This is a genomic window from Nocardiopsis sp. KDC1DS13DA1 (genome assembly GCF_055632325.1).
This window is the reverse complement of sequence record NZ_JBVMUY010000023.1, coordinates 94,991-109,680: the sequence shown is the minus strand read 5'-3', so window position 1 is coordinate 109,680 and position 14,690 is coordinate 94,991. Positions and strand designations below refer to the sequence as shown.

15 protein-coding genes are annotated in these 14,690 nt (G+C 68.7%); 9 read left to right on the top strand and 6 right to left on the bottom strand.

Translation table 11 applies throughout. The annotated features are described in order from the left end of the window. Position 1: 1 nt before the first annotated feature. Positions 2 to 1,681, top strand: coding sequence for a hypothetical protein (locus ACTVAJ_RS15915; protein WP_470388938.1), 1,680 nt, complete (start codon positions 2 to 4; stop codon positions 1,679 to 1,681). A 50-nt stretch (positions 1,682 to 1,731) separates the two neighbouring features. Here the strand turns inward: ACTVAJ_RS15915 and ACTVAJ_RS15910 are convergent, their stop codons facing one another. Beyond that, positions 1,732 to 1,974, bottom strand: coding sequence for a DUF397 domain-containing protein (locus ACTVAJ_RS15910; RefSeq protein WP_470388937.1), 243 nt, complete (start codon positions 1,972 to 1,974; stop codon positions 1,732 to 1,734). Beyond that, positions 1,971 to 2,828: a helix-turn-helix domain-containing protein gene (locus tag ACTVAJ_RS15905; protein ID WP_470388936.1), complete on the bottom strand. Its 858-nt coding sequence runs from the start codon at positions 2,826 to 2,828 to the stop codon at positions 1,971 to 1,973. Before ACTVAJ_RS15905 ends, ACTVAJ_RS15910 begins: the two co-directional genes overlap by 4 nt. Before the next feature lie 213 nt (positions 2,829 to 3,041). Between ACTVAJ_RS15905 and ACTVAJ_RS15900 the strand changes: the two genes are divergently transcribed. Continuing rightward, entirely contained in the window at positions 3,042 to 3,602 is a 561-nt protein-coding gene (locus tag ACTVAJ_RS15900) for an ATP-binding protein (protein WP_470388935.1), read from the top strand. A 102-nt stretch (positions 3,603 to 3,704) separates the two neighbouring features. Next, positions 3,705 to 4,052 carry a hypothetical protein gene (locus ACTVAJ_RS15895; protein ID WP_470388934.1) on the top strand — a complete coding sequence of 116 codons (348 nt, stop codon included), beginning with the start codon at positions 3,705 to 3,707 and terminating at the stop codon, positions 4,050 to 4,052. A gap of 333 nt (positions 4,053 to 4,385) precedes the next feature. Here the strand turns inward: ACTVAJ_RS15895 and ACTVAJ_RS15890 are convergent, their stop codons facing one another. Next, complete coding sequence (locus tag ACTVAJ_RS15890) at positions 4,386 to 4,901, bottom strand: SixA phosphatase family protein (protein WP_470388933.1); 516 nt, start codon at positions 4,899 to 4,901, stop codon at positions 4,386 to 4,388. 448 nt (positions 4,902 to 5,349) lie between these two features. Next, complete coding sequence (gene tnpA / locus ACTVAJ_RS15885; RefSeq protein WP_470388932.1) at positions 5,350 to 5,811, bottom strand: IS200/IS605 family transposase; 462 nt, start codon at positions 5,809 to 5,811, stop codon at positions 5,350 to 5,352. A 19-nt stretch (positions 5,812 to 5,830) separates the two neighbouring features. Between tnpA and ACTVAJ_RS15880 the strand changes: the two genes are divergently transcribed. Continuing rightward, positions 5,831 to 6,994, top strand: coding sequence for an RNA-guided endonuclease InsQ/TnpB family protein (locus ACTVAJ_RS15880; RefSeq protein WP_470388931.1), 1,164 nt, complete (start codon positions 5,831 to 5,833; stop codon positions 6,992 to 6,994). Positions 6,995 to 7,060: 66 nt separating this feature from the next. Here the strand turns inward: ACTVAJ_RS15880 and ACTVAJ_RS15875 are convergent, their stop codons facing one another. Then, the gene (locus ACTVAJ_RS15875; protein WP_470388930.1) at positions 7,061 to 7,423 is read right to left on the bottom strand and encodes a hypothetical protein; all 363 of its coding nucleotides are present in this window, start codon (positions 7,421 to 7,423) and stop codon (positions 7,061 to 7,063) included. 563 nt (positions 7,424 to 7,986) lie between these two features. Continuing rightward, positions 7,987 to 9,000, bottom strand: a complete 1,014-nt coding sequence (locus tag ACTVAJ_RS15870; protein ID WP_470388929.1) for a polysaccharide deacetylase family protein — start codon at positions 8,998 to 9,000, stop codon at positions 7,987 to 7,989. 427 nt (positions 9,001 to 9,427) lie between these two features. Here ACTVAJ_RS15870 and ACTVAJ_RS15865 point away from each other — a divergent pair, with 427 nt between their 5' ends. The 5 genes from ACTVAJ_RS15865 (at position 9,428) to ACTVAJ_RS15845 (ending at position 14,688) form a co-directional block, all read left to right on the top strand. Then, positions 9,428 to 10,663, top strand: a complete 1,236-nt coding sequence (locus ACTVAJ_RS15865; protein WP_470388928.1) for a radical SAM/SPASM domain-containing protein — start codon at positions 9,428 to 9,430, stop codon at positions 10,661 to 10,663. A 110-nt stretch (positions 10,664 to 10,773) separates the two neighbouring features. Then, a complete protein-coding gene (locus ACTVAJ_RS15860; protein ID WP_470388927.1) occupies positions 10,774 to 11,742 on the top strand; it encodes a radical SAM protein in 969 nt (322 codons plus the stop codon). Then, positions 11,739 to 12,524 (top strand): creatininase family protein, encoded by a 786-nt coding sequence (locus ACTVAJ_RS15855; protein ID WP_470388926.1) that lies wholly within the window; start codon positions 11,739 to 11,741, stop codon positions 12,522 to 12,524. The genes ACTVAJ_RS15860 and ACTVAJ_RS15855 overlap by 4 nt, the downstream gene beginning before the upstream one ends. Beyond that, on the top strand, positions 12,521 to 13,762 hold the full coding sequence (locus tag ACTVAJ_RS15850) for an arylsulfotransferase family protein (RefSeq protein ID WP_470388925.1): 1,242 nt from the start codon (positions 12,521 to 12,523) through the stop codon (positions 13,760 to 13,762). Before ACTVAJ_RS15855 ends, ACTVAJ_RS15850 begins: the two co-directional genes overlap by 4 nt. Then, positions 13,759 to 14,688: a glycosyltransferase family 2 protein gene (locus ACTVAJ_RS15845; protein ID WP_470388924.1), complete on the top strand. Its 930-nt coding sequence runs from the start codon at positions 13,759 to 13,761 to the stop codon at positions 14,686 to 14,688. Before ACTVAJ_RS15850 ends, ACTVAJ_RS15845 begins: the two co-directional genes overlap by 4 nt. The last annotated feature ends 2 nt before the right edge of the window (positions 14,689 to 14,690 follow it).

Here is a 14,690-nt window from a genome sequence, read left to right as displayed (position 1 = left end):
CATGCCGATCATCAACACCGTGCGCACCGGCTCGGAGGGTTCTCCGGGGTTGGAGTACAGGCTGTACACGACGCCGCATCCGATCCGGGTGTCGCCGGACGGTGCGCAGGAGGGTGACGGTCCGGAGGTGGATCCGGTGCGGGCGCGGTTGGATTTCGTGGCCTCCAACAACGGTCGTTACGCGCTGAGGTTGGAGAAGTTGTCGGTGGAGATCCCCACGGGGGAGTCGGCGGCCCAGTTGGCGCTGTCGCTGGACCGGGCGGAAATGGATATCAGTCTGGCGGGCTGGACGGCGGCCGTGGTCGGGGAGCGGGTCGAGTTCACGACCACGGACCCGTACGCGGAGTTGGCGCCGGGGGACGGGTTGACGTTCAAGGTGTCGAACATCCCGGTCAACCACGAGGTGGGGGCGGTGGAGTTGCGTGTGCGGGAGGAGTTCGACGGGGATGGCGGCAACACCGTAAGCATCGTCACGGGCAAGTTCCCGCAGGACTTCTTCCTGGACGACTTCGCGGCCGACGCCTACGAGATCGACAACGGCGGGTCGGTGGTGCTGACGTGGAAGCGGTCGGAGGGGGTGACCACGACGCTGCTCTACGGCGGGAACGATCCGTCGGACGTGACCGACCTGGAGCGCACGGTGGTCGAGAAGGTCACGGCGACCACGACGTTCTACCTGATCGGCCGGGTCGGGGACGTGGAGATCATGAGGTCGGTCCTGGTCACCGTGCTCAATCCCGACCTGGTGGTCAACACGCTCACCGTCAACCGGGAGTTGTTCGTCAAGAACACGGCCGGTGACGTGAACCTCCTCCGGGTCGGCGAGGGCAACGGCTTCGGGGTGAACGCGCCCGCCTCCTTCCACAACACCGTCACCGCCAATGACACCGTCACGGTCAGAGGAGAGTTGACCGCACAGCGGAAGGTGGACGCGAAGGCGGGACTGGACGTGGCCGAGACACTGATCGCCAAGGGAGCGGCCACGGTGCAGGGGCAGCTCTCGGCCGAGGGGGACCTGGCCGTCGACGGGAACTTCAATGTGAGGGAATTCCTCACCGTCGACCCGACCGACGACGCATACGGCACCGCGCCCGGCCGGTTCCAGGTCGCGAACGCGGTCATCAGGCCCGGTGACATCCTCGTCCGGGACGGGATCAGGGTGGAGGGCGAGTTGGCCGCGGAGGGCGGCACCACGGTCAGCAAGCACTTCACTCTGGACAGCATGACCGGGGGTGTGTCGCTACTGGGATCCAGTCACAACCTGAACGCCCGACACCCGTTCTCGGGACAGGCCGAGGGCACGATGTACAAGTACCGGGCCAACACGGACGGATTCGTGTTCGCCACCGTCAAGCGCGGCGACAGGGGCTGTGTGGCCAGGGCCAACATCCACAACCTCTCCACCAACGTGGTGACCGGTGCCCTGGCCGATCCGGCCAACCTCGCACCGGACCGGACCTCGGCGGTCATGACCGTGGGCAAGGGGCAGGAGTTCGGCCTCACCCGTGCGGTCTGGTCGGGCCATGTGTACATCTACTTCCGTTGGTTCTCCATGGGGCCCGGTGCTCCCGAACCGAGCTACATCGGCACGGCGTCGGTGTCCGCCGACGAGTTCACCGAGGCCGCGGAAACCGACACCGACCGCGCGCTCGACGAGGCCGGTGTGCCCGAGCCGAGGTAGTCGCACCGGCGTGCGCGTGGGCCCCGCCGGGATCGGCGGGGCCCACGGGGTCAGAGTTTGGCGGTGGTGAGGAAGGCGTCCCACTCGGCGGCGGGGAAGGGGAGGTGGCCCTTGGCGGGGTGCTTGGAGTCCCGGACGGCCGCGCCGCAGGGGAGGGAGCCGACCTCCACGCAGTTCTGGCCTTGGCCGCTGTAGCTGCTCTTCCGGAAGTTCGCGGGGATGTGGGCGACCTCCACACACTCCTGTCCTTGAGCGCTGTAGCTGCTCTTCCGAAACTCCAGCTTGCTGATCATGACCGGCCTTCTATGGAACGGAGAACGTCATCGATGAACTCCAACGACAGGGCTGTGGACAGCGCCACCCCCTGTACGTTGCTGAACGCCACGCTATACCGCTCCAATTCTTCGGGCAGTTCGAGGTACAGGCCGTCTGATGCAGTCTCGATGTACACGATCGGTTGGTCCCGAGGCTCAGGGAAGTCGAGGATCGTGAAGGCACCCGCAAGTGCCAGGTGCGCTCCGGCCTGGTAGGGGAGCACCTGGATGTCGATGTGGTGGCGGATGGCCATGTTCTTGAGGTGCACAAGCTGACCACGCATCACTTCGGGGCCGCCGATGGAGCGACGGAGGGCACCTTCATCCAGAACCGCGATCAGGTGCGGGGGCTTGATCCGGTTGAAGATCCTGCGGCGCTCCATGCGGGCCTCAACGCGACGTATGACCTCGGCTTCGTCTATGGCTCGCCCCGCTCGGAAGACCGCCGCAGCGTACTCCGGTGTCTGTAGAAGGCCGGGGATCGTCTGTGCCTCGAACCTGCGGATCATGGAGGCTTCGGCCTCCCAGTCGGGGAGTGCCTGGTCTCCGAAGATGTCCTTGTACTTCGACCACCAGCCACGCTGTTTGGACTGTTGGGCGAGTTCGTGCATGCCCTCGCGTGTAGCCGGATCAACCTTGTAGAGGTCCGCCAGGGAGTCGAGGTCGGCTTTCCGGAGTCTGCGCGCTTCGGCGGTCTCCATCCGGCCGAGCGTCGAGCGCGGCACCTTGGACTGCTTGGCCGCCTGCTCCAACGTGAGATCCGCCTTCTCGCGGAGGCTGCGTAGGACGTGGGCGAGTCGTCGCCGTCGGATGTTGGGACTCTGCTGATCCATGGGGGCACCTTACATCCTGTTCATGGGAATCCCATGAAAACTCTTGACTTGTGGGATTCCCATTATACTCTTATCGTAGCGGGATGACTACGGGGTGCCACTCCGTGCTGAACGCTACTGCGCGCCCGTCCTCCCTGCCCCGGCAACCGGGAAACCTCCCACGGGCCCGCGCGAACCGTTGCCCACTCCCACACGCCAAGGAGCCCGTTCGCCATGCGCTCTCTCGCGCCGCCGCCCGCCCTGCCCGAGGTGACCGTCCCGCTCATGGAGCTGGTCCACCCCTACTACCGGCACTACTTCACCGGCAGCCCCGACGACGCCCACTACCGCGTCCGCCGCCACGACTTCGGCCCCTCGCCGCTCTACCTGCCCCTCGTGCGCGCCTACCTGGGCACCCTCTCCGCCCACCGCGACGACGAGTACCGCCACCTGTTCACCCTGCTCGGCTCGGAACTCGCCGCCAACGCCCTCACGCACACCCGCTCCGGCCTGCCCGGCGGCTCCTACTCGCTCCTTGCCCAGCGCCACCGCGACGGCATCACCCTCACCTGCCGGGACGAGGGCACGCCCACCAACCGCGTCGTCGGCCACCGCGACCGTGAGTACCTCGCCCCCGACCCCGGCGGCCTGGACCCCTCCGCCGAGGCCGGGCGCGGCCTGGCCATGGTCGACGCCCTGTCCACGCGCTGGGGCGACAACGGCCAGCCCACCCACCGCCAGGTGTGGTGCTTCCTCGCCTACGACTTCGCCGACAGCGCCTGGCCCGGGCTCTGATTCACACCCCGGAAACCAGAAAGGCTCAGAAGAGCGCGGCAACGCTCCTCTGAGCCACACGAACCAGTCCCAAACCACTGCAAAGAGTCAAGGAAGGATTCGATGACGCATCGTATCCCCTCCCCGCGCCCGTCCAGCGACCCGCTGCACCGCTCCCGCCCGCCGCTGCCCCGACGACACCCGCTGATCGGCCCCGCCTGCCCGGTGTGCGCGCACCCGTCCTGCCGTCGACGCCGTGCCGAACGCTCGCCCCGCCTGGGCGGCCACCGCGCCGAGTTCGCCCCCGAGCATGCCCTCGCCGCCACCGTCCAGGCCCGCCACCGGCACCTGGTCGTCTGGTACGGCGAGGAGACCGGTTCGTACTGGGTGGCCTCCTCCACCGGCCTGGCCGAGGTTCCCGACGCCGGGACCCTGACCCGCCTCCTGACCCCGGTTCCGGCCCACGTCTGACGAACCCCGAGAACCAGGGTGGGGCGGACGGGTATTCGTCCGCCCCACCCCTCAGCCCTCGGTCCTAGGTCCCCAAGGCGGACACCCCGCCAGATCGGTACCCGGATACGTGGGCCACCGCTACGAGTACGAGTGTGGACTGATGGTCCGGGTCAATCCGGCCACGCACGTGCCGACCATCCCGACGGTGGTCGTCACCGCTCTCCACGTCCACCGAATGACTGCTGTGCGGGCGGCCGCCCGGCACGTCATCGCCTCCGGGGGGACCACGCGGTCCAGAGCGGCCCGCCCCACCCGGGCTGACCGGGACTCGGCGGGCGGGGCCGGGGCCGTTCAGGTGTGCGGTGTCCAGTAGGCCGCCAACCGCGTGGTGCCGGACCCCACGCCCTCCCAGGAGCCGGTGAAGGTCAGCACCGCGACCGCGCTCGTGGGGAATCCGGAACGGTCCATCCAGGAGAGCAGGTCTCCTCCGGCCTCGCCCGAGAGCGTGTCGGCCAGCTCGTGCAGGCCGGGGTTGTGGCCGACGATCAGCAGGTTCTCCACCTCGTCGGCGGTCTCACCGATCACGGCGATCAGCTCGCCGACGGAGGCCCCGTAGAGACGGTCCTCGTAGACGGTCCGTGGCCTGCGCGGCAGTTCCGCGACGACGAGTTTCCAGGTCTCGCGGCAGCGTGCGGCCGTGGAGCACAGAGCCAGGTCGGGTGTGATGCCCGATCCCGCCAACCAGCGGGCTGCCCGGGGAACGTCCCTGTGCCCCCTCGCGGCCAGGGGGCGGTCGTGGTCGTCCACCGGGGGCCGGTCGGCTTTGCCGTGCCGCACGAGGACGATGGTGCGCGATCGCTCAACCATGCCACCGATCGTTCCACATGTCGTGCTCGCACCACCGCGTTCGGTCACCTCCGCGCGTCGGGGAGGCCGGAAAAACCGGACGCCGACGGACGGCGGGCCGGTTCGCGCCCCCCGTACCCGGTCGCCTGGCGTGGGGAGGAGGCGGGGGCGTGCCGGGCGGACTCCTCCACCGGCCCCGGCGCCGGGGCCGCACTCTGGACCGTCGGGCCGTTCCGCCCCGGCGCGCTGCCCCCGGTCCGGGCGGCTCGTGTGGGCGCACGGCCCGCCGGTGTCAGCAACCGTGGCGGGTCCCGCCCGCCGACGATGGCCGAGTCCCCTCAGGCCACCCGTCGCCGTAGAGCACGGTGCCTGTCCCGACGGTCCGGCAGAGCTCCTCCGGCCTCCGGCTGTCAGCGTGTCTTAGCGAGGAACTCCGGGGCTTCAGCCCCGGGAGGAATCGCCCCCAAGACTAGGTAGAGCGCCGCTCGATCCCTGGAGCACCGGGACCGGGACGTTTCTGGTTCTCGATGTACTCCCGCACGATCGACAGCGGCGCCCCACCACACGAGCCGACGAAGTAGGACGGCGACCAGAAGTGTCCGTGCATGCGGGCACGGTTGACCCGTCCGGTGAACTCCTGACGAAGCCTGCGAGCGGACACACCCTTGAGCGAGCCGACCAGGCGAGACAACGCGACCTTGGGCGGGTAGTGCACCAACAGGTGGACGTGGTCGGTCTCGCCGTTGAACTCGCGCAGCTCCGCCCCGAAGTCGGCACACACCTCGCGCATGATCTCCTCGCATCGGGTGAGCATGGCGTCGTCGAACACACCCCGGCGGTACTTCGGTGTGAAGACCAAGTGTGCGTGGAGGTTACAGACGACGCTTCTTCCCCTGCGCATGTCGGGGTCTGGTTCCCATCGCGGTGACATAGATCAATGCTACGGTGCGGTGGTGTCCACGATCGTCGTGCAGCTCAAACTCACGCCTTCGCCCGAACAGGCGGCGGCGCTTGAGGCAACCCTGCACACGGTCAACGAGCAGGCCAACCGTGTTTCCCGGATCGCCCACAGCGAAGGTGCCCACCGCAACTACGCGCTGCGCAAGCTCGTCTACGCCGACGTGCGCGCGGCCGGTGTCGGATCCCAAGCGGCACAGCATGTCGTAAAGAAGGTCGCCGACGCCTACACGACGTTCAAGGCCAACCTGAAGGCCGGGAACTATGGAAAACCCGGGTCGAAGCGGCGCGAGCGCGTCGAGGAAAAGCCGATCGTCTTCCGGTCGGACGCCGCACAGCCCTACGACCAGAGGAACCTTTCCTTCTGTGTGGACGCCCGCACGATCTCGTTGTGGACTGTCCGGGGACGGTTGAAGGACGTGCCCTTCGCTTGCTCACCTGATGCGGCCAAGGCCTTGGGCGAGCACAAGCGCGGAGAGTCCGACCTGCTGTATCGGGACGGGGTGTGGTTCCTGTCCGTCACGCTCACCGTGCCCGACGACGAGGAGTATGACCCGGAGGGATTCCTGGGTGTGGATCTGGGGATCGTCAACATCGCCACCACCAGCGATGGCCGTGTCATGGCCGGGCGCAAGCTCAACCGGTACCGCGGGCGGCAGCAGCGTCTACGCCACAAGTTGCAGGCCAAGGGCACCACGTCCGCCAAACGTGTGTTGAAGCGGCAGCGACGCAGGGAATCACGCGTCGCCAGGGACGCCAACCACTGCGTCTCCAAACGCATCGTGGCCGAGGCTGAACGCACCTCGCGCGGGATCGCCCTGGAAGATCTTTCGGGCATCCGGCAGAGGGTACGGCTTCGCAAGCCCCAACGGGTCACGTTGCATTCCTGGGCGTTCGCCCAGCTCGGGAGCTTTATCGTCTACAAGGCCAGGCGGGCGGGTGTGCCCGTGGTGTTCGTGGATCCGGCGTACACGTCCCAGACGTGTAGCTGGTGCGACCACCGCGAGAAGGGCAACCGGATCAGCCAGGACTCCTTTGTCTGCCGGTCGTGCGGCGTCGTTGCGCACGCCGACCGGAACGCTTCCCGCAACATCGCCCACCGTGGCGGGGTTGTGTGGAACGCGGGGCGGAAGTCACACGTCCCACCCGGATCCTAGGATCCGGGTAAGACGCGGTGGACGTTCCTGGCAGCCAGTCAGGTGTTCGACCGCAAGCTCGGCCCTTCAGAGCCGAGAAGCTGACAACAGAAGGAAGCTCCTGCCCTCGGCGGGCCAGTCGACATCGTTCTCCCCTTCGAACGCGACCGGCATGACCGTGCCGACATCGGTTCCGGCCCTGGTCCCGCACGGCTGGTCCATGATCACGACCAGCGCCTCGCTGTTGTTGAGGATGCGCGAGGTGCCCCGGGGCGCGTCGTGGCAGTCCCCCCTGTCCAGGTCGGTGAGCACGTGCACCTGGATGACTCCGTCCCGGTTGCCGAAGAGCACGATGCCGCCCTCAGCGGATCCGGCCTGTGCCGGTGCGGCGGTGGACAGGGCCAGTCCGCAGGCGGCCAGCGTCGTGACGGCAGCGGCGGGAGTACGCACCACGCCACCCCTTTCCGTGTTCGTGAAGGTGCACGCCGTGATCGGCGCGGGTCAACCAGTACCACGAACACGGCGGCGACACGCCGCTCGGCCACGCTCCCGGGGAGAGCGTGTCGACGGGTGGCCGACGGCCTCGGGCGGAGCGTCGGGGCGGTGCCGCAGCGTCCCCGCACGACAGCGACGCGTATCAGTGGGCGCCGTCGCGGGAGACAGCGGCGGATCGAACGGCGGCTTCGCAGGCGTGGGGCCACAGGACGCGCACCCGTTCCAGCCACAGAGCGCCGTATGCGACGCACCGCCCGTACCGCCCGCCGGTGAACGCGAACCGGTACCGGAACCCGGTCAGCGCGGTGGGACCGCCTCCTCTCCGTTCGGGGCGGGGCGGCCGTCCCCGTCGTGAAGGAGGAGGTCTGCCCTCCCCGTACGAGGGCGGGCAAACCCGTGCCGTGTTCGGGGGCGGCCGAAGGTCCGTGCGCTTCTCGGCGCTACCCGAAGGCGGAGCGTCGCTCCGGTGGGACGGCGGTGCGTCGCGCCCAGCGGTGATCGGGCCCGCGGTGACAGGGTCAGGGCTCCTCCACGAGGTCTTCGATCCGAACGAACCGGTAGTCCCTGGCCAGCAGAGTCTCGATGATCACGGGCAGGGCCGCCACGGTCTGCGCCCGATCCCCTCCGCCGTCGTGCATCAGGATGATGGACCCCGGACGGGCCCGGTCGAGTACCGAACGAGTGATGGCATCGGTTCCGGGTGTCGCCCAGTCCTTCGAGTCCACGTCCCACAGGACCGTGGTCGTCTCCGTCGTCAGCCAGTCATACGGTCCTGGTGGCAGGGCGCCGTACGGGGGGCGAAAAAGTACGGGCGCATCGTCGCCCGTGGCGGCAGAGAGGGATGCACCTGTTCGGCGTATCTGTTCAGTGATCTGTGCTTTCGACAGATCAGGAAGATGCGGATGCGACCACGTGTGGTTTCCGAGCCAGTTTCCTTCGTTCTTGATCCGTCTGATGATTTCGGGGTGGGAGATGGAGTTCAATCCCACACAGAAAAATGTTGCTGGAACCGAGTAGTGGTGGATTATGTCCAGTATCTGGCCGGTGTAGGGGGGAAGTGGGCCATCGTCGAAGGTCAGGGCGATCTTCTTTTCGCCGCGCGGACCGTGGTCAAGGAATCCCCCCGGGCCGGGTTGGGCGGCCACCGCGTCCATGCTGTTCTCATATCCCTCGGAGAGTTCCTTGTCCCGGCCGGAGTGGGTGCCCGAACCCGCGGTCAGCATGGTGAGGGCGGACCGGTCGCCGATGGCCAGGCGTGCCAGTTCCTCGGCGGAGGCAGACCCGAGAAGAGGAAGTTCGCACGGATCCCAGCCGTCCGCCCGGTACACGGTGATGCCTGCCTCGGCGAGTCGGCTGTCGAGCAGGCCGTTGGCGTTGTCGATGACGACCTGTCGACCGTTTCTGTCGAGGAAGTCGATCATGGCGTCGATATCGCCTGCCTGGAATCTTTGGGATGGTCGCACCGTTTTTCCGTGCTTATCGACCACGGAAATCCAGAATCCTGCCGCATCCCACGCGATTCCTGCATGCATCGCTCAGCTCCGTCGGTTCCTCGGTGCCCGATTCAACGATGATGACCTTTGCACGCGATTCATCCGGTGTCCAGGTCCGGGAGGGCGCGGAAGGGGGCGTGCGGGTTGTGCGCACGGTTTCCGGTGAACGGCGGCGATCGCGGCCACGGCTCCGCGCTGGTGAGGTCGCACGCCGTCCCGAACCGTCTTCCGGGCGCCGCCGGTGTCGAATCCGGCCCTCGGCCCGCAGAGGACACGAGGAGCCGTTGGCCACATGTGGCCAAAAACGCATTCCCCGCAGAGTCAGCAAAAGTACGTTGAACTGCGGCTATCGCCCCCGATTCATGGCCCCGACGCGTTCCGGTCGCCCGGGGAGGGCGGTGACTTCCTGGTGAACATTCCCTAGGATCGGTCGCGCCCATCCGGTCTATACCGGTCCAGACATGTGGTGAAGCACGCGACATCCGGCGCTAGGAGCCCACTCATCCTTCCGCTGCTGCCCCTCGTACAGACCTCCCCCTACCTGAGCACCGTGGAGCCGGACCAGCCGTCACCGGTGCGCTACCTGACCGACACCTTCGGACCCACCCACCCGAGACAGGAGCCGCCCCCGCCGGGCACCGCCTTCGGCGTCGTGGGCCTTGACCGGAACGTGCACTGGCACGCGGACATCCGTATGCGGCACCTGCTCCGCGACTGCGCCTCCGCGCCCACCCCCTCAGCGGCGGTGTCCGCCCGTTTCGGGGCCGATCTGGTGGAGGAGGCCGTGCGCCGGGACTGGCTCCAGGCCCCGGAGGCGCTCTGCCGTGACTACCACCTGCGCAGCGGGGAGATCGAGGTCACCGCGCACTGCAACTGGGGCTGTGACTTCTGTCCGGTCTCCACCGACCCCAAACCACGGCAGACCATGCCCATGGACCTCTTCGAGGAGGTCGTCCAGAAACTGGCCGACCTGGGCACCGTCGAGTACGTCACCTTCCACTTCTTCAACGAACCCACCTTGGACAAGCACTTCAACGAACGCCTTGAGGTGCTCGCCGGACACGGCCTTCCCCTCGCCCTCTACACGAACGCGAGCGGACTCAACGGGAGCAAGATCGAGGCGCTCCGCCACCACGGCGTACTCCGCCACCTGATCGTCAACCTGCCCACGGCCGACGAGACGCGGTTCGCGGGACTGACCCGGTCACGCACCTACTCCCGCACCCTCGCCAACCTCGAAGGGGCCATCCACGCGGGGTTCCCCGTGCAGATCGTGGTGAACGGCGTCGGTGAGTCGCGCGAGCGCGACCTCCACGACCTCCGGGAGAGGTACGAACCCCTCGGCGCCGAGGTGGTGCCCACCATGACCTGTGACCGGGCGGGTGACGTCGGGGGGGAGTACCGGCAGGACGTCCGGCTCTCGGGGCGGCTCACCGGATGCGGTTGGCCCCTGGCGCACGGCAACATCAGTGTCCGCGGTGACCTCTTCCTGTGCTGCAACGACTACTACCAGCGTGAGGTCTTCGGGAACATCCGGGACGGCTCGCTGGACGAGGCCATGCGCAGTGACGCCGCGGTCGGACTGCGCCGGAAGGTGTTCGGGGTCGCCGAGGCGGAGGACGACTTCATCTGCCGCAGGTGCCACAACCAGACGGTGGACTTCCCCGGTCGCGAGTTCCGCCCCATCGCGACCTTCGGCTAGCGGCTCCGGTTCCGTCAGCCGCCTCCAGTGCCGTTCCACGCGGCGGGCCCCGCCCCTGCGGCTCCCCTCGGGCGGGACCCGCGTGCCCCCACCACCCTCCAGGAGGACGTGTGTCCGATACCCCGCCGCTCCGCGTCTGGTACGTCGCGGGACAGCGTCTGTGCAACTTCGACTGCCCCTACTGCGTCTCCGTCGGGGACTGGTCCAAGAGCCGCCGGAGCAACTGGAAGACCCCCCGGGACCTGGAGGACTTCCGGTCCATCGTGCGTTGGATCGGTACCAGACCCCACGAGGTCTCCGTCCGGCTCGGCAGCCTGGGGGAGCCCTTCGCCTCCCCGGACTTCCTGGAGGAGGCGGGATGGCTCACCCTCAGGCCCAACGTCAGGTTCGTGGAACTGCTGTCCAACGCCTCCCTGCTGGAACGGCGGCTGCCCCGGATGGCGGACAGCGCCAACCTGGGCAAGCTCTCCCTCTGGCTCACCTACCACGACGGCGAGATCGACCTGGACCGTTTCTTCCGCAACGCGCGCGCGGCCCAGGACGACTTCGGCTGCTTCACCGTCGTCAACGTCCTGCTCTTCCCCGGCAACGGTGCTCTGGTGGAGCGTTTCGTCGAACGGGCCCGTGAGTACGGGCTGCGCTACAACGTCGACCTGGGCTACGACCCCGAACTCCCCTCGGACTCACCCGAGAACCCCGACCCCGAGCGTGCCGTCCCGGTCCTGGGCACGACGGACGTCCTCCGGCGCGTCGAGTGCCTGGGGGGAGACACCGAGCTGACCAGGGTCGCCCTCACCGCCCTGCGCGCGCCCCGCGGACTCCCGTGCAGTGCCGGACACGACCACATCTTCATCGGAATCGACGGTGAGGTCTACCCGTGCTCCCGCTACCACGTCCTGGAGCACCAGCGCATCGGCAACGTTCTGGACCCCGACTTCCGCCTGGAACGGCGTGAACGGCGCTGGTCCCCGTGCTCCGCCGAGCACAGCTGCTGCAACAAGGAGGACTTTCTGAACCTCGCGCCGGCGGAACGGCTGCGCCCCGAGACCGTGCCGAGCCTGGGATGGACGGACGCATGAGCGACGGTAGGCACCCCCACCATCTGCGGGCCATGGCCTGGCCGGAGTTGCGGGAGTCGGCGGGCACCTCCCTCGCGGTCCTGCCCGTCGGTGCCATGGAGCCCCACGGGCCACACCTGCCCCTGGCCTCGGACACCATCATCAGCGAGTACTTCGCCCGGGAACTCGCCGAGCGGGTCCGGGCCTACGTCCTGCCCTCCCTCGGGTACGGGGTGTCCACGCCGCCCTTCCGCCTCGGAGGCCACTTCCCCGGGGTCTTCGCCGTGTCGGGGGCCACCTTCACCGCCCTCGTCGAGGACCTCCTCGAAGGTATCCGCGAACACGGCACCCGGGACACCGTCGTGGTCAACTCGGCCATCGACAACACCTCCTTCCTGTACGAGGCGGCGCGACGGCACCGCCAACGCCACCCGGACTCCCGGATCATGCTCGTGAGCTGGTGGGACGTGGTGGGTGAGGAGTTCCGCGACGCCCTCGCCGAGGAGACCGGGGTGGGCCGCCACGACGACCACCACGCGGCGATGGTCGAGTCCAGCCTGGTGGCGCACATGGCCCCGGAGTCGGTCCGGCTCGAACTGGCCCAGGGGACCCGCGAGCACACGACCCGGCGGATCGGCTATCACATGCTGCCCCTTCCGGAGGGGTGCGGCACCGAGAGCGGCGTCGTGTACCGGGCCGACACGGCCAGCGCGCAGATCGGCGCCCGGGTCGCCACCCAGGTCACCCGGAACCTCGTCCGGGCCGTGCGCGAGGAGTTCGGCCTGGAGGGCGCGGGGCGATGAACCGGCACCTGCTCTTCTCCCCCTCCGCCACCTATCCGGTGCCCGTGGCCTACCTGGTGGACCACACGGGCCGGGTGGTCCACACCTGGAGCAGCGGTGAGGGGCAGCCCGACGCCGCCGACCACCCACCCGGCTACCTGCGCGGGTGGAACCACGTCGAGCTGGGTCCGGACGGCAGCCTCTACGCACTGGTGCCCCTGCACGCCCTCCTCCGACTCGGTCCCGAAGGCCACCTGGTGTGGGAGCGGGAGCTCCCCGTCCACCACGACCTGGACGTCGACGCCCGGGGGCGGGTGTACGTCCTCACCGAACGTCCCCGAACGGTCGGGGGCGGCGACGGGAACGACGGCGGGGGCCGCCCCCGCGTCGTCCTGGACAACACCGTGGCCGTACTGGACCCGGAGGGCCGCTCCGTCGCGGAGTACTCCCTCCACGACCTGCTCACCTCCGACCCGGAACTGCGTCCGTTCGTCCAGGACCTGCACGAACGGCGGTGGCGGGCCTTCACCGACAGCGGGTGGTCCCCCTCCTGCGCACGGGAGGCCGACCTCGTCGAGCGGGCCGAGTACCGGGGACCGACCCGGGACGCCCTGCGGTTTCTCCGGGACCTGCCGGGGTCGCCCGCCGACATCCTGCACGCCAACACCGTCGAGCTGCTCGGGGACCACCCCGCGGGGTTGTGGTGCGAGGGTGACGTCCTGCTGTCCTTCCGCGACCTCGACCTGGTCGTGGCCGCGGACCTGGCCGCCCAGCGCGTCCGCTGGTGGTGGGGGCCGGGAACCCTGTCCGGGCAACACCAGCCCAGCGCCCTGGCCGGGGGCACCGTGCTTCTCCTGGACAACGGGAGGTCACGCGGCCACTCACGGGTCTTGGAGTGCGACCCGGTGACCGGAAGGGTGGTGTGGCGGTACACGGCCGACCCCCCTGAGGACTTCTTCACCGAGGTCGCCGGCGGATGCGAGGCCTCGGGCACCGACCGGGTACTGGTCACCGACGCCCAGGCCGGACGCGCGTTCGAGATCGACCGATCCGGGTGTGTGCTCTGGGAGATGAGCGTCCGGCCACCGGCCACCGGCGCCCGGCGCTCACGCGCCTCGGTGTACCGGATCTCCCTGCCCCGGGAGGAGGGGGTCCGGGCCGTTCTGGAACGGGCCCGACCCGAAGCGCGGGACACCGACCGGCCGACGGTCGCTCACGTCCGCACGTATTCGAGTACGGCAGAGAGGCGACAACCGTGATCAGCGTCATCATCCCCACACGTGACCGCCCGGGACCACTGCAGAGGTGCCTGCGCGGCCTGCGGCGCCAGGACGTGCCCAAGGACGGGATCGAGGTGGTCGTCGTCAACGACGGAGGCGTCTCCCCGCGTCCGGTCGTGGACGGTTGGAAGGGCGAGTTGACCATCAACCTGATCGAGTCGGGGGAGCGCAGAGGGGTGTCGGCCGCGCGTAACACCGCCCTCAACTCCGCCCAGGGCGAGCACGTCGCCTTCCTGGACGACGATGACGTCTTCCTGCCCCGCCACCTCTCCCTCGCCCTGGCCGCCCTCTCCAACGCGGACCGACCCACCCTCGTCTACGGGGACGCACTGGTCAGCGAGGTCTGGTTGGAGGCGATGCCGCGAAACACCGGGGGGATGCCCCGCAAGGGCGGTCCGTTCGACCCCGATTTCCTGATGGTCGCCAACCATCTGCACACCGGTTCCGTCGTCGCCACCAACTTCTCCGACCTGCCCGTCCGCTTCGACGAGGAACTCGACCACTGCGAGGACTGGGACCTGTGGCTCGCCCTCAGTGAGGCCTTCCGCGGAGAGTTCCTGAACCTGGGCGAGGTCACCTCGGTCTACCACCAGGTGTCCTCGTTCGACGGCACGGTGTCCAGCGCCTACAGGAGCACGCCCACCGCCTTCACCCTGGCGCGAAGACACCTCTACCGGAAACGGCCCTCCCGACATCCGCGAGTCCTGGCCTACCGGGAGTGGCTGACCCGCTTCGACCAGCGCCTGGACTCCCTCATCGCCGCGGGTGTGCAGCCGCCCAGGCATATCTTCGACGGAGCCCTCGGGCTGATGGCCCCGGCCTTCGCGCGGGGCCTTCCCCCCGGTGGGAACTGGCTCGGCGAGCTGTTCGACGGCACACCGCCCGCTCCGGTCCCTTCCCGGTGAGG